Here is an 18,935-nt window from a genome sequence, read left to right on the forward strand (position 1 = left end):
CAGATATATATATAATGATATATAGGATTATAAACATTTCCACTTTCAATTACCATAGTTTCTAGGTTCTTGACTTATTTTAGAAGGGCATTTTCAATTGCTTCTTTTGTTTATTTCAGCCCTAATTTAATTTCGGTTAACAAACGCAGTATAGCGTCTCCTTTTTTCATTTTCAAAACAAGCTCATTTATACATTCATTCAAAATCTTATTTAAATGTTTATAAAGGTTTAGTCAATGAAGAAGATTTAAAATGTTATGTTGAGAAAATGGAATTGCTAAAAAGAGAATATCTATTTGAAGAGTTTGGCAAAATACTGCGAGGGTAAAGTATTCTTGTACAGATATGCAAACGATTTAAACTAATCAATGAAATTTATAATGAAGGAGCAAACAAATATATGAGTGAAACATTACATAAAAGAAACCCACCATATTTAATGCTTGTAATTCTTTTTATTGGGGCATTTGTTTCATTTCTAAATAACTCGCTTTTAAATGTAGCTTTGCCATCAATAATGAAAGATTTAGGCATTAAAGATTATTCAACGATTCAGTGGCTTTCTACAGGGTATATGCTTGTTAGTGGTATATTAATTCCAGCATCAGCATTTTTAATAACCCGCTTCTCAAATAGGAGCTTATTTATTACATCCATGATAATTTTTATTCTTGGTACTGCCTTAGCAGCTTTAGCGCCGAACTTTGGTTTATTACTTACTGGCCGGATGGTTCAAGCAGCAGGTTCTTCAGTCATGGGGCCTTTGTTAATGAATATTATGCTAGTAAGCTTCCCAAGAGAAAAACGAGGAACAGCAATGGGGATTTTTGGATTAGTTATGATTACAGCTCCAGCAATTGGACCGACACTATCAGGTTATATTGTAGAGTATTATGACTGGCGTTTGCTTTTTGAAATGATTTTACCGTTAGCGATTATTAGCTTACTGTTAGGGATTTGGAAATCTGAGAATGTCATGAAACAAAACAAAAATGCAAAACTTGATTATCTCTCATTACTATTATCTTCTATCGGTTTTGGCGGTTTGTTATATGGATTCAGTTCTGCAAGCTCAGGTGGTTGGACGGATACAGTTGTCTTAACAACCTTAATCATAGGCGCTATTGCCCTAATTGCTTTCGTTATCCGTCAATTAAAAATGAATGAGCCGTTATTGGATTTACGTGTTTACAAGTACCCAATGTTTGCACTTGCGTCTGTAATTGCAATTGTCAACGCGGTGGCCATGTTTTCAGGTATGATTTTAACACCAGCTTATGTACAAAACGTCCGTGGCATTTCGCCGCTGAACTCTGGGCTGATGATGCTTCCGGGTGCGGTAATAATGGGGGTTATGTCACCAATCACAGGTAAACTATTTGATAAATATGGCCCTCGGATTCTTGGCATAGTAGGACTTTCCATTACAGCTGTTTCAACTTATATGTTGGCAAACCTGCAAATTGACTCTAGTCACACACATATTATTCTTATTTACACACTGCGGATGTTTGGGATGGCAATGGTGATGATGCCACTTATGACAAACGGCCTTAATCAATTGCCAACTCGCTTAAATCCGCACGGTACGGCTGTTAATAATACAGCTCAACAAGTGTCCGGTTCGATTGGTACTGCTATTCTTGTTACGATTATGAATTCTGTAACAACAACAAAAGCTGAAAGTCTAATGTCTGATGTAGATCCAACAACCTTCACAGAAACTACGAAGGCAATATTAACTCAGAAGGCTTTATTATCCGGAATTCAATATTCATTCTATGTAGCGCTTGGCATGAATGTTGTTGCACTACTATTAGTTTTTTTCGTTAAACGTGTAGATACAAGCGCGGAAGCTGTCGAGAGGTTAAATCGGTAGAGAAAAATAAAACTCTAGATAATGATTCCTACAAGTTTTTTGCTGATTAGTTAGACTATGAAGAAATGCAAATTTCTGCTGCTAAGGCGCCGGTATTTAAAGCTGGAAAAGAACTGAAAGAAGCAGTGAAATAATTGTATATAGTGAAAAAGGATCTGATATTCATATCAGATCCTTTTTCACTAGTAACACGGTATACTTGCTTATCGTATTTGTTTAACTAGACATTAGAAACTACCGGTTTTTCAAATACTACAATCTTAAGCTCGTCAACTTCTTTATTTTGGGGTGCTCGTTTTACTTAGCTTAACGGGTATGTAGCGCAACTGTAGCTTTAAAATAAAGTTTGATCAAAATATGTGGGGAGCTTTTAGTGTGGAATTTGATTTATAAACAAATACAAGAGATGATATCTGCTTTCAATTTCTGATAAACAGTATAATGCTCCAATTATAATAATTCGCTTCATTTTAAGTTAGTATTTTTTTCTGCCAGTTATAACTCTAATGCCAACAAACAACTTAGATTACCAACCTTATACGCAATATCATAATCATGAATAGTTAGGGAAAAGATAAAATAAGGTAGTCAATTACATATCTTTATCCCAGGCGATTAATTGCTATCTTCTCTTTATTGAATGGGATATTTTATTTCACGCTTTTTTGAAAGGGTGTTTTTAATGAAAAAAAAAGTATCTGCCATTCCTCAGCCGAAAACATATGGACCGCTGGGTAATCTCCCATTAATCGATAAAGATAAACCGACTCTATCGTTTATCAAGCTGGCGGAAGAGTATGGTCCCATTTTTCGAATTCAAACTCTAAGTGATGCCATAATTGTCGTTTCCGGACATGAACTGGTAGCAGAAGTCTGTGACGAAACACGGTTCGATAAAAGTATAGAGGGTGCTTTAGCAAAAGTTCGTGCCTTTGCTGGGGACGGATTATTTACAAGTGAGACTCACGAGCCTAACTGGAAAAAAGCTCATAATATTTTGATGCCTACATTCAGCCAACGGGCAATGAAAGATTACCATGCCATGATGGTCGATATTGCCGTACAACTCGTTCAAAAATGGGCACGACTTAATCCGAATGAAAATGTGGATGTTCCGGAGGATATGACCCGCCTTACATTGGATACAATTGGTCTATGTGGTTTTAATTACCGATTTAATAGCTTTTATCGTGAGACCTCTCATCCTTTTATCACTAGCATGAGCCGTGCTCTAGATGAGGCGATGCACCAATTACAGCGACTGGATATAGAAGACAAACTCATGTGGAGAACGAAACGTCAATTTCAGCATGATATCCAATCCATGTTTTCTTTAGTAGATAATATTATTGCTGAACGTAAAAGGAATGGAAATCAGGAAGAAAATGATTTACTTTCCCGTATGTTAAATGTGCAGGATCCGGAAACTGGTGAAAAATTAGATGATGAAAATATTCGTTTCCAAATTATCACTTTTTTAATAGCTGGGCATGAGACAACAAGTGGATTGTTATCTTTTGCAATCTATTTTTTATTAAAGAATCCGGATAAATTGAAAAAAGCCTATGAAGAAGTAGATCGGGTTTTGACAGATCATACTCCAACATACCAACAAGTTATGAAACTTAAGTATATACGGATGATTTTAAATGAATCGCTACGTCTATGGCCTACTGCTCCAGCATTCAGTCTCTATGCAAAAGAAGATACAGTGATTGGTGGGAAATACCCAATTAAGAAAGGAGAAGATCGTATTTCTGTTCTTATTCCACAGCTACATAGGGATAAAGATGCATGGGGAGACAATGTGGAAGAATTCCAACCTGAACGATTTGAAGAGCCGGATAAGGTTCCTCATCATGCTTATAAGCCATTTGGAAATGGTCAACGAGCATGTATCGGTATGCAGTTTGCACTTCATGAAGCCACTCTCGTAATGGGAATGCTTCTTCAACATTTTGAATTAATCGATTATCAAGACTATCAGCTGGACGTAAAACAAACATTAACGCTAAAGCCCGGTGATTTTAAGATTAGGATTCTACCCCGAAATCAAACTATCAGCCATCCTACTGTCCTTGCACCTATAGAGGAGAAGCTGAAAGAACATGAAATCAAGCAGCAAGTTCAGAAGACTCCTTCTATTATTGGAGCCGATAATCTTTCGCTTCTTGTTCTGTATGGCTCGGATACAGGGGTAGCAGAAGGTATTGCAAGAGAACTAGCAGATACAGCTAGTTTAGAAGGTGTTCAAACGGAAGTGGTAGCTCTTAACGATCGAATTGGAAGTCTGCCAAAAGAAGGAGCAGTTCTTATTGTAACTTCTTCTTATAATGGAAAGCCGCCAAGTAATGCGGGGCAGTTTGTGCAGTGGTTGGAGGAATTAAAACCGGATGAGCTAAAAGGTGTTCAATACGCAGTTTTTGGTTGTGGAGATCATAATTGGGCTAGTACCTATCAGCGGATTCCAAGATACATTGATGAGCAAATGGCTCAAAAAGGAGCAACAAGATTTTCTACACGTGGAGAAGCGGATGCAAGTGGTGATTTCGAGGAACAACTCGAGCAATGGAAACAAAGCATGTGGTCTGATGCGATGAAGGCATTTGGATTAGAACTCAACAAAAATGTGGAGAAAGAGCGTAGTACTTTGAGTCTACAATTCGTCAGTCGTCTTGGGGGATCTCCTCTTGCGCGGACATATGAAGCAGTTTATGCATCTGTACTGGGAAATCGTGAACTCCAATTATCTAGCAGTGATAGAAGCACTCGACATATCGAGATATCTTGGCCAGAAGGTGCTACCTATCAAGAAGGAGACCACCTTGGGGTGCTGCCAAGTAATAGCCAGAAAAATGTAAACCGAGTTTTAAAACGCTTTGGATTAAACGGGAAAGATCAAGTTATACTGAGCGCAAGTGGGCGCAGTGTAAATCACATACCTTTGGATAGTCCTATTAGTTTATTTGACCTTCTTAGTTATAGTGTTGAAGTTCAGGAAGCAGCCACTCGAGCACAAATACGGGAATTGGTGACATTCACAGCTTGTCCTCCTCATAAAAAGGAATTGGAATCATTATTGGAAGAAGGAGTTTATTATGAACAAATATTAAAAAAACGTATTTCGATGTTGGATCTTCTTGAAAAGTATGAAGCTTGTGAAATCCGATTTGAACGCTTTTTAGAACTTCTTCCTGCGCTCAAACCGCGTTACTATTCTATTTCAAGCTCTCCACTCGTTGCACAGGATCGTCTGAGTATTACGGTCGGTGTTGTTAATGCACCTGCATGGAGTGGACAAGGGACATATGAAGGAGTTGCTTCTAATTATTTAGCTCAGCGTAATAATAAAGATGAGATTATCTGTTTCATTCGAACACCACAATCAAACTTTCAATTACCTGAAGATCCAGAAACACCAATTATCATGGTTGGACCAGGTACTGGAATTGCACCATTCCGTGGATTCTTACAAGCGCGTCGTGTTCAAAAGCAAAAAGGTATTAACTTAGGACAAGCGCATCTATATTTCGGTTGTCGTCATCCTGAAAAGGATTATCTCTATCGTACAGAACTGGAAAATGATGAAAGAGATGGATTAATCTTTTTACACACAGCTTTTTCTCGCTTAGAAGGATATCCAAAAACATATGTACAGCATTTAATAAAACAAGATAGAACCAATTTAATTTCGTTATTAGATAATGGGGCTCATCTTTATATATGTGGTGATGGAAGTAAAATGGCTCCGGATGTAGAAGATACCCTTTGTCAAGCATATCAAGAAATTCATGAAGTCAGTGAAAAAGAGGCAAGGAATTGGTTGGATCATTTGCAACATGAAGGGCGATATGGAAAAGATGTTTGGACTGGAATATAAATTATTCTTAATTAGATAAGTAATACTTAACTAATGAACTTCTTTCGACTAAGTGTTACTTTACAAAATAAACTTATTTATAAAAATCCCGTATTCTTTATGAAATACGGGATTTTCCTGTTTTAAATAAGCTGGACTGATAATGTTGCCATTGTCATAAAATTCACTTGCTTACAAGCTTCCAACACCATTGTTTTTCTTCGCAAATTTTTGTCCAATTGCTTGTGCAATTATAAAAAACGAAACCAAAACAAATAGTTGTCTATATACTTCGTAACCACACCATTAAAGCGTTCCATCCATTCATATGCAAGAAAGTTTAGTTAGCTAATAGCATATGTTTTATTGAAAGGGTGTGATTGAATTATGGATCGGCCGAACTGGGGAATTGGAGGGTTAGTATTCGTTGGCTGCATGTTTCTTGGTGGAGGAGTGGGATCTATGTTAGGAAGTGCCCAAACTGGATGGATGATAGGAATGGGTGTTGGATTTCTTGGAATGGCTTTAACGAGAATGATTAGAAAGTAATGGAATAAGGGTTCTTCTTCCAGTGAAAAAGGAAATATGCATGTAAGTAATTACTTACATACGAGCTCTATAATATGTAGTAATGGTACTTATACAAAGCCACTCTCTAACAGAAAGTGGTTCTTTTTGTTGTCGGCTCTGTTAAATTGCATTTTTGATTTTTATGTATTTACCAAAGTAAACTTTTGAATAGAAATTTACTTTCATTTCCACTAAAAGAAAAATGAAAGACGGTATTAAATAGGTCATCTTTTCTTTATGGAGTAGAATTATGAAAATACAGATTTACAACACTAAGCGATTTGTTGGTGCTACCTCATGCCCATCAAGCTAAGATCTTGAAACATCTCTAAAACGACAAAGCTAGATTCCTTGGATACTATCGATAATAAGATGTTATATAAATTAAGAATGAATATTATATACATCATTTAGACTCTGGTAACAATTCATATGATCAAAAATAATTTGGCTAACAGATTTCGTTAGTTTGCCATCATCTTTTTGTAACCAAATAGATTCATTACCGTTTCAGACCTATGTATGAATTCATAACCTAACAGTAAAAGGGAGATGATTGAAGGTATGACAATTAATGAGGAATCAATTTGTCAACAGTTTGCAAGAATTATCGGCGGTCAAAAAGGATTCGCCGGTGGGAAATGCGTGGTAACAATAAATCGGGATGAAATACAAGCAACAATCTTGGGAAAACGTTTTAGGGTAACGACTTCTTTTTCATTCGAATCAAGAGATAATAAAACTGGACGGGCATTATGTCTAGGCCGGATAGCGCTCTTACAAAAGGAAGTCACTGAATTTGTTGCTACAATTATTAAACAAGGAATAATAGTTTCGTCTATACACAATGAGTGGTTATGTGATGATCCAAATTTGATTTACGTTAATATCGAAGACGTTGATGATCCACTAATTTTCGCAAGAAAAGTCAGAAGAGCGTTATGCAATTAATCAATATCTTTAGTTAAATGAGTGATTGTGTTAATTAGAATATTTCAGAGTGTTGAATGGTATATTTGGAAAATAGATTTAAGTGAATGATTTTATAAAATAAAAGAAGGCGTTCCATATTTGGAATGTCTTTTCCTGGTGTTGTGTTGTTTGTGTTCTTTTTAATGACAGGAACGAAAATTATATCCGGGAAAATGGCAGATGAGTTCAAACGATTTGGTTTACCTTCTTTTTTTAATTTCTTAACTGGAGCTTTTGAGATTGTAGGAGCGATTGGAATGTTGATAGGGATTTGGGTTCCAATACTAGCTTTATTGGCAGGATTGTTATTAGGCGGTACGATGCTTGCAGCTGCACTTACTCTTATTGTATTAGCGAGAGATCCCTTTAAGAAGGCAATACCTGCGCTTGTCTTGTGTGTCCTCAGTTTAGGGATAAGTTTTTATCATATTTTTTAAGCATACTCTAAAATAGTTAAACTCTATGTGTTTTGTAATTATTTTATAGATAGGGGGTGTGAGAACACATGAATGGATTATTATTATTTAACGTCTTAGCGGTGCTCATTCATTAGTAGTATTAATGTATTTAGATGAATAATAATTAACCGGACAATGTAGAATCCACTAAATAAAAAACAGGATCTGATATTCATATATCAGGTCCTGTTTCACTATGTATTATTATTTCACTGCCGCTTTTAATTCTTTTCCAGCCTTAAAAGCAGGTGCCTTTGAAGCAGCAATTTGCATTTCTTCACCTGTTTGTGGGTTACGTCCTGTACGTGCAGATCTTTCACGCACTTCAAATGTACCAAAACCAAGAATCTGTACTTTCTCTTCATTTGCTAGCGCATTTGTTATAGTATCTAATACAGCTTGTGTCGCTGCAGCTGCATCCTTTTGTGTAAGTTCTGCTTTTTCTGCTACTACTTTTGTTAATTCTGTCTTATTCATTTTCTGCACCTCTTTACATATAATTAGGTGACTATTATAACGTGCCTATACTCCTGATGCAATCAAAAACAGTACAAGCATCTCCGTGTAAAGCAGGTGTTTTAATATATAGGGGTACCGCCACATCACTATTAAGCTACCAAAATAAAATGCCCCATAACGAAAAAACGGTATTTTTTCTATCTAGGATGAGTACCGAAGTTCATTTTTAGCGTTTTTGGAGCGACTTGTTCTGTTAGATTGATAGGCATAGAGTGGGAACACTTTTTATAATGATTTATTACTTGTAAGGGACTATTTAGCGTGAATTGAAAAAAATATCTACCATTTTTATGTGTCGTTCTATTAAGAAATCTAAATAAAATCAATTAATTGCGATAAAATCTAGTCAAAAATAATGAAATTTCAGGAAAAATAAGGTACACTAGTCAATGGTTTTGGTTTAAAATCGATTGACGTTAATGTATACGGGGGAAAGATTGATGAACAACAATACAGTAAATGAATCAGTTGAAGAAGTTGATAGAAAACGAGTAAGATCAAGCAAACGTTTTACAAATTGGAAGTTTATCGCAGCGGGCATTGGTATAATTGTACTTCTCATTGGGGGAGTGAGTTATTATCAGGCAACTCACTTTAATTCGAATGTTACGATTAACGACACAAAAGTCGGTGGTTTGAGCGCTGATCAGGCAATACAGAAATTAAAAACATCTGGATTAGCAAACAAAGTCTATGTCGATCAACAACAAATTTTAGATGAAAAAGATACAAAAACGGAACTTACGGAAAAAGATTTGCCTCAAGTTAAGAAACTATTAAAAAGTCAGTGGACATTTTTCCCTTCCTTAAAGGAAAAAAATTATTCATTGCTACCAGAAAAGGCAGATCAGTATCGTAGTGAAACGATGAAAAAACTTGTAGAAGAAAAGCTCGTTTCAATGAATAAAGAATTAAAAGCACCTCAAGATGCTATGGCGAAGCTCGAACAAGGAAAAGTTATTATCTCGAAAAGCGTTGAAGGAAAACAGTATGACATTACTAATCTACTGAAAGATTATGACAAGCAGAAGTATAAAAGCGAAATTCATCTGAAGTCTACATACATAAAGCCTATTAAAGAAGACAATCCGATTGTTAAAAAAGAGGAGAAAGCACTACAGGATCTTCTTCAACAGTCCATTGATTATAAAGTGCAGAATGAAGTGTATCCTTTAAAAGCGAAAGATTTAATTCAAAATGCTTCTATGTCAAAGGATATGAAAGTTACAATCGATGCGAGCGACATTAAGAATAAGATTGCTGAAATTAATAATGCTAAATCAACATTAAATAAAGATTTCACATTTAAAACTCATTCCGGTTCGGTTATACAAGTAAAAGGACAAGGCTATGGCTGGGCACTAGATGTTGAAAAAGAAACAAAACAAGTTCAACAAGCTTTTGAAAAGGGTGAAAAATCGCTATCTGCTTCAAATATTCATGGTAATGGTTGGGAGAAGGAAGGTATCGGTTATAAAACAACATCGAATAATGGCATCGGAGACACGTATGCGGAAGTTTCAATTGCAGAGCAACAAATTTGGATTTACAAAGATGGGAAATTAGTAGTTACAACAAATGTAGTAACCGGTAAACATAGCACGAGTGAAGATACATCACCAGGTGTGTGGTACGTCCTATATAAACGAACACCATACACGTTGAAAGGCAGCGCAGTAGGTAAAGCTGATTATGCAGTTAAAGTAGATTACTGGGTTCCATTCACAAATAGCGGTCAAGGATTCCATGATGCTGGCTGGCGAACAAACTGGGCGAATAATGCCTATTTAACAGGGGGATCAGGCGGGTGTGTTAACCTTCTTCCTAATGTTGCAAAAACTGTGTATGATAGTTTGAATACTAATGATCCAGTTATTGTGTACTAGTAAATAGCAATTTCGCGTGAAGCGATGTATGTATCTAGAACTTAAATTTATAAAAGAAGCAGGAAATCGCGAGTGATTTTCTGCTTCTTTTTTATTATTTATACTATGCACTTCTCGTGTGCAGGGGGAGAGTTATAAGAAATACAAAATATAAGCTAGGTACATTTAAACATAAAATGTGGTTATCAAGTCAGAGAAAGGCACCCGATGGTGTCTTTTCTTTATTTCCAAAAGGACCTGCTCAATATCATAATGGATTTTTATTGATGGCATTTATATATATATTTACTCATAAGAATAGAACTAGCATAGTATTTACTGGGGGGATTAAGAATGAATAGGGATGAAACCTCATTACATCCTGATACGGGTGTTACGTCTGTAATGTTTGTTGAACGATCATTAAATGAAATTCGTTTTTGGTCTAGAATCATGAAGGAACATTCTTTTTTTCTTCGGTTGGGGTTTAGATGTGAGGATACCCAACTAATCGAAGAAGCTAATCAATTTTATCGATTGTTTGAACATATCGAACAAATAGCGTATTCCTATACAAATGAAACAGATCCTGGGCAAATAAAAAGATTTAATTCAGAAGTACAACAAGCTGCAACTAATATTTGGGGATTTAAACGGAAAATTCTAGGATTAATTCTCACATGTAAATTGCCAGGGCAAAATAATTTTCCACTGTTAGTTGACCATACGAGTAGGGAAGCTGATTATTTTAGAAAACGTTTAATTGAATTAAATGAAGGTAAATTAGATGCCCTTCCTGATGCTATTATTAAAGAAAATGTTTTCTTTTTAAGGATTATGGCAGACCATGCTAAATTTATTGGTCATCTTCTTGACCCATCGGAAAGAAAGCTCGTAGATACAGCACGGAATTTCAGCAATGATTTTGATGAATTAATGTATCAAGCAATTGACTTAGAATCTATGAAACCACAATCTCAAACAGTTCCTCTTTTAGATCAATTTTTAGATCAAAATCGTGTGTCAGTCACATCTCTTCGGGATTTTAAGAAAACGGCACGTGATTTAATTGAGCAATGTAAAATAAAGAGTATCATTCATCCATTATTAGCAGACCATGTATTTCGTGAAGCTGATAGGTTTCTTGAAATAATTGATATGTTTGATGCTCATCTTACCAATATTAAATCACAACCTAGATAGTAAAAAATAAGGAAAGATACTATTTTACCTTAAGCTGAGAAGTTAACAATTTATTGTTAGCTTCTTTTCCTTGTGATTTTTAATATTTCCAAGCAATGTAATGAAGCTTACTTAGCGTATAAGCTACAAGAACAAGGCAAACAGCTTGTGAAAATAGATAAGTGATTTCCTTCTACAAAGATGTGTGGCGGTTGTAGAAACAAAAAAGAAATGTTACTATCTGAAAGAACATATGAGTGTTCGTGTGGACTAAAAATAAGTCGTGGATATAATGCAGCTATCACTATCAAACAGGAAGCCATACACTTATTAGCGCTGACATGATTAGTAATGAAATAACCTTTGGAACAAGGGAGTTAGCTCGGCTATCTTAAGACAAATTCTTTAGCTATCAAAAGTAGCGATGAACTGAGAAGCCCACACTTCAAGTAAGCTCGTAAGAGGTACTAAGTGGTGGGGACTTCACATAACTTTATTAGTCTCTTACACATTATCCAGAAGAAACAAAGTGGAAAGTGATTGAGATGAAAAGAATGGTTATTCAAATCGGCACATTATGGAGACGATCGGAATTAAAAATATTAAATAAAATTGACAATGAATATCATTTTTATTTAATATGAAGTCGTCACATTTAATTGGAGATGATTTTTGTAAAAAAGTCTACTTTTCTATTAATGTAATAGATTCCCATTAAGGTGTCACTTTCAAAAATTATCACTGATTTTTTATGAATTTAAACGTGGGAAGGGATAAAATAAAAATGAACTGGAAAAAAGGCGGGTTATGGATTATTATTTTTTTCATTGTAAAAGGTACGATTTCTACACTTTTAATTGTTACAGGTGCTAAATATTTTAATTTATCATTTATGCAACTTGTCGTACTAATACTGATTTTATTACTGATTTCCGTAATAGGGCGTAAACTCCTTTACAGACATAAACAAAATAAAAAGCAAAAAGAGCTAAATATATAATGAAGCCCCAGAGACCTTTGGATTTCTGGGGTTTTACTTCGACAGTCTTTTTTTAGGGGATAGCACCACATGCATATCAACTTAACAGAACAGGTTGCCCAAAATGATAAAAATGAAGTTCGGTGCTATAAAAACATGAAATTTCCATTTATAGTGTACGTTAAAGTCTAAGTTTGATAGCGATGTAGCGGGCTCCCTTTTAGAATAGTAGAGTATAAACGTGAAAAAACTCCTAACAAATCTTGTTAGGAGTTTTTGTAAATACGTGATATTTTATTTATCAATATTTTTTAATCTTCATTATTGATTTCTATTGTGCCTGTTCTAGCACTAACCTTTAAAACATTTAATAGATTCTCAGGTGTCTTGATTTCCACTTCATATTCAAATTTAGATTGTGCTAAGTTGTCATCTTCTAATTCGAATTCTTTTTTCACATTAATAATTTCTCCATTTGTATGAGCTATAGAAATTTCACGAACTTGTTTCTCTGTGTAGTTTTCATTCTTTTTTGCATAATTGTAACCCATACCATAATATCCACCAACAATAGCGATACCGATTACTAAAATAGTAATTACACTTATAATTATTTTCTTTTTATGTTTTAACAATTTCATCTACTCCTTAATGATTAATCATCTATTCCAAATCTTGCTTCAAGTGCATTTTCTGCTTGCTCTAATTGATCTTCAAGTATATTTTGTTCTCTTTCTTGCGTTTGATATTGTTCAACAGTTATCGTTCCAGCGTGATAATCTGCTTCTAGCTGATCATCAGATAGATCTATCTTGTCATCTAATTGGTCAATTTCTTTTTTTGCTACTAAGTACGTATTTAAGTTATCTTCTTTTGCTCCAACTGGTTTCGTGTTATTTGCCTTTGCTACAATAGATGTGACTTCGTTTTTGAAATCTTGTGTTTGCTTAGTATCATTCATAGCAGGCCCTGTTTTGTGTGGTTCTTGTTGTAGTTGAGCACCTTCTTTTTGTGATTTATCGTTTTCTACTTTCAGTTGTTGTACTTCTGTATCGTTATCAGCTTGAGTAGAACAAGCGGTTAAGAATAAACAAGACATTGCTCCAATCATCATCCATTTTCCCATTATGTCCTCCTCCCTTTACATGTGCACCTTATCCATGTCTTTATATTACTGAACAAACATTAAAGGAAGATTAATGTGCAAAAAAATAAAATGATATAATTAAATAGTTTCTAATCTTTCTTTAATGTTTTGGAATTATAGTGATACATATGAATAAAAAAAAGGAGGATGCTAATGCGAGTTCTTATTGTCGAAGATGAACAAGACTTACAAAATATATTGGTAAAACGATTAAATGCAGAATATTATAGTGTCGATGGATGTGGGAGTGGAGAAGATGCCTTGGATTATATAAGCATGGCTACCTACGATTTGATTGTGCTTGACATTATGATTCCCGGAATAGATGGTTTACAAGTATTACAAAGATTACGCGCGGACAATAATACAACTCCTGTCTTGCTTCTTACAGCTAAAGATACAATTGATGATCGCGTAACAGGACTCGACTTAGGTGCGGACGATTATTTAGTAAAGCCGTTTGCTTTTGATGAACTGTTAGCAAGAATTCGAGTGTTGATGCGAAGAAAAACAGGGAATGCATCTAATGTGTTTGAAATCGCTGACCTAGTGGTGAATTGCAATATGCATAAAGTAACAAGGGGAGATCAAGTTATCAATCTTTCCAGTAAAGAATTTGCTATTTTAGAATATATGATTCGTAATAAAGAAGTTGTGTTGACACGAGATAAAATTGAGCAACATGTGTGGAATTACGACTATGAAGGTGGCTCGAATATTATTGATGTTTACGTCAGATACCTTCGTAAAAAAATTGATAGCCAGTTTGAAACGAAGTTAATTCATACAGTACGAGGAACTGGTTACGTATTGCGAGTAGAATCATGAAAAGACTATCAATAAAAATGAGAGTGACCCTGTGGTATACGGGGCTAATTGTAATTATTATGGCACTCGTGTTAGCTTTTATTTTAACTTCTTCAGATAAAGTTTTGCTTTTTAATATGAAAAATCAATTGAAGAGCACAGTAAAAGAAAGTGTTGAAGATATCGAATATAAGCATGGACAGTTAGAGATTGACGATGATTTTGAAACCTTAGAAGATGGAGTGAATATCCTCATTTATAGTAAGCAAGGTGAGCTGCTGGCAGGACATATTCCAACAAGCTTTAATAAAAAGGTATCGCTTAAATCCGATGAAATACAAACCATTAAAGACGGTAATAAAGAATGGATAGTGTATGATTTTCTCCATAATGTAGGCGGCGATGAGCAAGTCTGGGCTCGTGGAATAATGACCATGAATCAATTATCATCAACCATGAATACGATTATTGTGGTAACACTCATCTCATTTCCATTACTTATTCTCATTGCGGCAGTGGGAGGATATTTTATTACGCAAAGAGCGTTTCGACCTGTACAACAAATGAGTGATTCAGCCAGTAAAATTGGTGATGGTAAAGACCTTTCGAAGAGAATTAATTTACAAGGTTCATCGAAAGACGAAATGTATCATTTAGCACAAACCTTTGACAAAATGTTTGAACGATTGGAGACATCATTCGAAAGCGAAAAACAATTTACATCTGACGCATCTCATGAATTAAGAACACCAACATCTGTTATTATTTCGCAATGCGAATATGCTTTATCGCAGAGGAATAATCCGAAAGAACTGGAAGAATCGTTAGAAGTAATTTTAAGGCAATCGCGTAAAATGTCCGCTTTAATCTCGCAACTCTTATTATTAGCACGAGTTGACCAAGGAAAGCATAATACTTTTCAATTTGAATGTATCAATATGAGTGAATTAACGGAAATCGTTGTAGAAGAGCTTTCATTAATGGTTCAAGAAGCTTCGATTGATATAACAACTAATATAGAGGAAGACCTGTTTATTAAAGCAGATCAAACATTGATGATGCGTTTATTAATGAATTTGCTAACGAATGCGATTACTTATAGCAAAGCGAACGGCATTGTGAATATGCAGCTGTTCCGTGATGAAACCAACATAATAGGTAAAGTCTCCGATAATGGTATAGGCATCAGCGAGCAACATATTGCGAAAATATGGGACCGCTTCTATCGAGTTGACGCAGCAAGAACATCTTCAAACAATGGAAACACAGGTTTAGGATTGTCGATGGTAAAATGGATTGTCGAACTACACGGAGGAGAAATTACCGTTGAAAGTGAATTAGGAGAAGGCAGTACTTTTACATTTAAACTACCAATTGAAAAACGAACATAATTTATGCTCGTCTGTAGCTTCAGAATAAAGATTGGTTAGAAAACTCTCTTCAATCCTTATTTAAAAGTAAATACAAAAACTCCATTTTGAAAAAGAGTGATCAAAATGGAGTTATTCTTTTTAGTTATATATAAGATTTTTATAAAAAAATTGATTACATAAAGAGGGCTCACCACATCGAATCAAGCTAAGGGGCTAAGAGAGTGTATGTGAGTGTGATTGTTTGAGATTTTTACCACTACACTAAAGATATGCATAACAAATAAATCGATCAAAATCCCGATCCTTTTCTATCTCTCCGTCTCAAAAAACTCAATCCACTCTCCATCAGGACCAGCAAAAAATATGTAACGTGTTCCATCTGGTAATGTCTCGATTTCTTCTCCTAGTAAAAATGTTACTTCGTGTTTTCTTAGTCTTTCAATTTCATCTTCTAATGAATCTACCTTAAAGCAAATGTGATGTACTTTTCCTTCTGCTGGAAGGGAAGAGTTGTAGCCTTCAATTAGTTCGAGTATCGTTTCCTTTGATTCTTCCACACCTAAAAAAGCGAGTTTTAAGTCTGGATTTGGGTGCCCCATACGTTTAATAAGCTGTAAGCCGACTACTTTTTCATAAAATGAAATAGATGTTTCTAAGTTTATAACCATAAGTCCGACGTGTTCAATTCTTCTAACTGGCATGTGTACTCCTTCTTTCTGAAAATTATATATAAAATAATATTGAATATTGAGAAAATAAGCAAGGTAAAAACCTTACAAATTTTAGAGCGTTATATGTTATAGTGAGAAAGTATGTTTGGGGAGACGGAAGGAGCTTATTTTATGAATACAACTACTCAAACTCCTTCATTATCGGAAACGATGAAAGAGTGGCATTATGCATTAGCTTATGAAATTAAACATTGGAAAACGATAGGTGGTAGTAAAATTTCTATCATTAACGGTCGTTTCTTATATACAGATTATGAAAGTACAGTATACGTATTTCAGCTTATTTCGGAAGTAAGCTTACCTGAAGGTTCACCGATTCGAATTGAGTTCGATGGTGAGGAAGCGACGGGGGAAGTATTATCTGTACATGGATTAGAAATCGAATTGAAATTAAATGATTATATACAAGGTGAAATAAGAGAAGCTGTTTTATACAGTGAACCGTGGCAATTGTTAGAACAGCTGCAAGAGAGATTGAAAGAAGCACATAAAGATAAGCTGAAACGTAATCGTATAAAGCGTCTTGTTGATGGGACGAGCAGTCCGAAACACCTTGAAAAGATGAAAAATACGAAAAATGAATTGGCTTACCGTTCTTTTTACAATCCGACAACGTATGTGTGGGGACCACCTGGAACAGGGAAGTCGTACAATTTATCACGTATTATTTCGGCTCATTATCAAAAAGGAAAATCGGTACTTGTGTTAGCTCATAGTAACGCGGCAGTTGACGTATTAATGAGTGAAGTAACGAAGCAAATTGAGAAGAAAAAGAAATGGACACCTGGTGAAATCGTCCGTTACGGTTTTAGCCAACATGAACATATACGAAATCATGAAACGTTACTTGCATCGAAGTTAGTTGAAACGACGAACGGATCTTGGGGAGAAGAAAGACTTTATTTAGAAGAGACACGACAAGATCTTCGTGAAAAGATTTTATCATATAAAGCGACTTCTGCTGATAAGAAGCGTATACAAGAGATTGAAAGTGATCTTCGAAAGCAAAAAGCGAAAATTAAAGAAGTAGAAAAAGAATATATTGAAAATGCGCAAGTAATCGGTGCGACTTTATCGAAATGTGCAATTGATTCGCTTATTTATGAGCGCACATTTGATTTAGTTGTCGTAGATGAAGTGAGTATGGCATATGTTCCGCAAATCGCATTAGCTGCTTCTCTTGGAAAACGTATTGTCGTTTGTGGTGACTTTTTACAATTGCCTCCGATTGCGATGGCGAATCATGAACTCGTTCGAAAGTGGCTCGGCGAAGATATGTTTTATCATGCAGGGATTGTTGATTCTGTAAATAAATCAGAAGCACATCCCAACCTTTTTATGTTGCAGGAACAAAGACGTATGCATGCTGATATATCGAAGTTTACGAACTCATTTATTTATAAAAATAGAGTATACGATCATCCGTCTGTTTCAGAGCGTAAAGAACTTGCGCAACTACAACCGTTCGCAAATGAGGCGAGTGTTTTATTTGATACGAGCTTAATGGGTGCATTTTCGTTAAAAGACGCTGCTTCAGGTTCGCGTTTTAATATTATGTCTGGTTTAGTGGCGATGCAAATGATGTTAATTGGACTGTTAGATGGTGTTCAATCAATTGGTATAGTTACACCGTACCGAGCACAGTCACGCTTTTTATCAACGTGTATTAGAGAAATGTTACAGAGAACGAAATATCAAAACATACCAGTATTAGCGGCAACCGTTCATAAGTTCCAAGGTTCTGAAAGAGATATGATGATCTTTGATACAGTGGATAGTTATCCGCAAGAACGTCCTGGCGTGCTATTCTTTGACCATAAAAACCATCGTCTCGTCAATGTAGCAGTAACGAGAGCGAGAGGGAAGTTCATTCAATTATCGGATTGCCATTATATGCGTAAAAATCTTTCGAGAAAACAAGCGTTATCACAATTAACAGCTCATATAGAACGTCACGGAGATGTGTATGATCGCACGACATCAAGACAATTATGGGAGAGAAAAATATCGAAACGATTACGCTGGTTTATGGAAATGAATCTTGAAGAAACGAAAGGGCTATTAAAAGATATTTTAGCCGCAAAACGAAAAATCATTATTTCACTTCCAAGTACGAAGCAAGTAGATAAACGAGTATGGCAAGCGTTAATGCGTACAAATGCGCAAATAACGGTTTATAGTGATGGACCAGTTCCATTAAAAAACGTAAAGTTACAAAGACAAAATAAAGCATTCCCATTTATAGTAATTGATGATGAAATTTTTTGGGCAGGGGCACCGCTCACATCGCAAATGATGTTTGAAGGTAGTATGGAATTTCCGTATATATGTGCAAGAATGCAAGCACCTGAAACAATTGGCGTATTAAAAGGGTTTTTAGATATTCGGTAAATTCAGATAGGAATTCCTTGACTTTTACTTGGAATAAACTTAGAATAAAAATAATTTAATATAATTTTATGAAAATTCTTATCACGAGAGGTTGAGGGACTGGCCCTACGAAACCTCGGCAGCGGATTCTGTATGAATACTGTGCCAATTCCAGCAAGCGTACGACTTGAAAGATAAGAAAGAAGCTCATTTTTGAATGTATA

15 protein-coding genes, 2 pseudogenes and 1 riboswitch are annotated in these 18,935 nt (G+C 35.3%); of the genes and pseudogenes, 13 read left to right on the top strand and 4 right to left on the bottom strand.

What is annotated here, in order from left to right:
- The first annotated feature begins 400 nt into the window (after positions 1–400).
- The 6 genes and pseudogenes from ACFWDE_RS23535 (at position 401) to ACFWDE_RS23560 (ending at position 7,717) form a co-directional block, all read left to right on the top strand.
- The gene (locus ACFWDE_RS23535) at positions 401–1,879 is read left to right on the top strand and encodes a DHA2 family efflux MFS transporter permease subunit (protein WP_377895040.1); all 1,479 of its coding nucleotides are present in this window, start codon (positions 401–403) and stop codon (positions 1,877–1,879) included.
- Between the two features lie 59 nt (positions 1,880–1,938).
- Positions 1,939–2,013: pseudogene (locus ACFWDE_RS23540) on the top strand (HU family DNA-binding protein); the annotation flags it as partial.
- Between the two features lie 548 nt (positions 2,014–2,561).
- Positions 2,562–5,759, top strand: coding sequence for a bifunctional P-450/NADPH--P450 reductase (gene cypD / locus ACFWDE_RS23545; protein ID WP_377895042.1), 3,198 nt, complete (start codon positions 2,562–2,564; stop codon positions 5,757–5,759).
- A 366-nt stretch (positions 5,760–6,125) separates the two neighbouring features.
- Positions 6,126–6,287 (top strand): hypothetical protein, encoded by a 162-nt coding sequence (locus ACFWDE_RS23550; protein WP_002146781.1) that lies wholly within the window; start codon positions 6,126–6,128, stop codon positions 6,285–6,287.
- A 573-nt stretch (positions 6,288–6,860) separates the two neighbouring features.
- The gene (locus ACFWDE_RS23555; RefSeq protein WP_377895045.1) at positions 6,861–7,259 is read left to right on the top strand and encodes a DUF1259 domain-containing protein; all 399 of its coding nucleotides are present in this window, start codon (positions 6,861–6,863) and stop codon (positions 7,257–7,259) included.
- Between the two features lie 125 nt (positions 7,260–7,384).
- Positions 7,385–7,717, top strand: coding sequence for a DoxX family protein (locus tag ACFWDE_RS23560; protein WP_377895047.1), 333 nt, complete (start codon positions 7,385–7,387; stop codon positions 7,715–7,717).
- Between the two features lie 225 nt (positions 7,718–7,942).
- Here the strand turns inward: ACFWDE_RS23560 and ACFWDE_RS23565 are convergent, their stop codons facing one another.
- A complete protein-coding gene (locus tag ACFWDE_RS23565) occupies positions 7,943–8,215 on the bottom strand; it encodes an HU family DNA-binding protein (protein WP_098141724.1) in 273 nt (90 codons plus the stop codon).
- A gap of 482 nt (positions 8,216–8,697) precedes the next feature.
- On the opposite strand from ACFWDE_RS23565, the gene ACFWDE_RS23570 reads away from it, so the two are divergent.
- The 4 genes and pseudogenes from ACFWDE_RS23570 (at position 8,698) to ACFWDE_RS23585 (ending at position 12,304) form a co-directional block, all read left to right on the top strand.
- The gene (locus ACFWDE_RS23570; protein WP_377895049.1) at positions 8,698–10,143 is read left to right on the top strand and encodes a L,D-transpeptidase family protein; all 1,446 of its coding nucleotides are present in this window, start codon (positions 8,698–8,700) and stop codon (positions 10,141–10,143) included.
- A 333-nt stretch (positions 10,144–10,476) separates the two neighbouring features.
- Positions 10,477–11,325, top strand: a complete 849-nt coding sequence (locus ACFWDE_RS23575) for a DUF2935 domain-containing protein (RefSeq protein ID WP_002146788.1) — start codon at positions 10,477–10,479, stop codon at positions 11,323–11,325.
- Positions 11,326–11,433: 108 nt separating this feature from the next.
- Positions 11,434–11,649 (top strand): annotated as a pseudogene (locus ACFWDE_RS23580) (zinc ribbon domain-containing protein); the annotation flags it as partial.
- Positions 11,650–12,088: 439 nt separating this feature from the next.
- Positions 12,089–12,304 carry a hypothetical protein gene (locus ACFWDE_RS23585; protein WP_002146789.1) on the top strand — a complete coding sequence of 72 codons (216 nt, stop codon included), beginning with the start codon at positions 12,089–12,091 and terminating at the stop codon, positions 12,302–12,304.
- Between the two features lie 290 nt (positions 12,305–12,594).
- On the opposite strand, the gene ACFWDE_RS23590 is transcribed toward ACFWDE_RS23585, so the two are convergent.
- Positions 12,595–12,918 (bottom strand): PepSY domain-containing protein, encoded by a 324-nt coding sequence (locus ACFWDE_RS23590; protein ID WP_377895053.1) that lies wholly within the window; start codon positions 12,916–12,918, stop codon positions 12,595–12,597.
- Between the two features lie 20 nt (positions 12,919–12,938).
- Positions 12,939–13,409, bottom strand: a complete 471-nt coding sequence (locus tag ACFWDE_RS23595; protein ID WP_377895055.1) for a hypothetical protein — start codon at positions 13,407–13,409, stop codon at positions 12,939–12,941.
- Positions 13,410–13,583: 174 nt separating this feature from the next.
- On the opposite strand from ACFWDE_RS23595, the gene ACFWDE_RS23600 reads away from it, so the two are divergent.
- Positions 13,584–14,258, top strand: coding sequence for a response regulator transcription factor (locus tag ACFWDE_RS23600; protein WP_377895058.1), 675 nt, complete (start codon positions 13,584–13,586; stop codon positions 14,256–14,258).
- Entirely contained in the window at positions 14,255–15,628 is a 1,374-nt protein-coding gene (locus ACFWDE_RS23605; protein WP_377895060.1) for a sensor histidine kinase, read from the top strand. Before ACFWDE_RS23600 ends, ACFWDE_RS23605 begins: the two co-directional genes overlap by 4 nt.
- A gap of 290 nt (positions 15,629–15,918) precedes the next feature.
- Here ACFWDE_RS23605 and ACFWDE_RS23610 read toward each other — a convergent pair whose 3' ends face one another.
- The gene (locus ACFWDE_RS23610) at positions 15,919–16,311 is read right to left on the bottom strand and encodes a VOC family protein (protein ID WP_377895062.1); all 393 of its coding nucleotides are present in this window, start codon (positions 16,309–16,311) and stop codon (positions 15,919–15,921) included.
- Between the two features lie 111 nt (positions 16,312–16,422).
- Between ACFWDE_RS23610 and ACFWDE_RS23615 the strand changes: the two genes are divergently transcribed.
- Positions 16,423–18,732 carry an AAA domain-containing protein gene (locus ACFWDE_RS23615; protein ID WP_377895064.1) on the top strand — a complete coding sequence of 770 codons (2,310 nt, stop codon included), beginning with the start codon at positions 16,423–16,425 and terminating at the stop codon, positions 18,730–18,732.
- A gap of 75 nt (positions 18,733–18,807) precedes the next feature.
- A riboswitch (SAM riboswitch) is annotated at positions 18,808–18,912 on the top strand.
- Positions 18,913–18,935: the final 23 nt, after the last annotated feature.

This window comes from Bacillus sp. NPDC060175 (assembly GCF_042728695.1).
In the GTDB taxonomy this organism is placed as follows: domain Bacteria; phylum Bacillota; class Bacilli; order Bacillales; family Bacillaceae_G; genus Bacillus_A.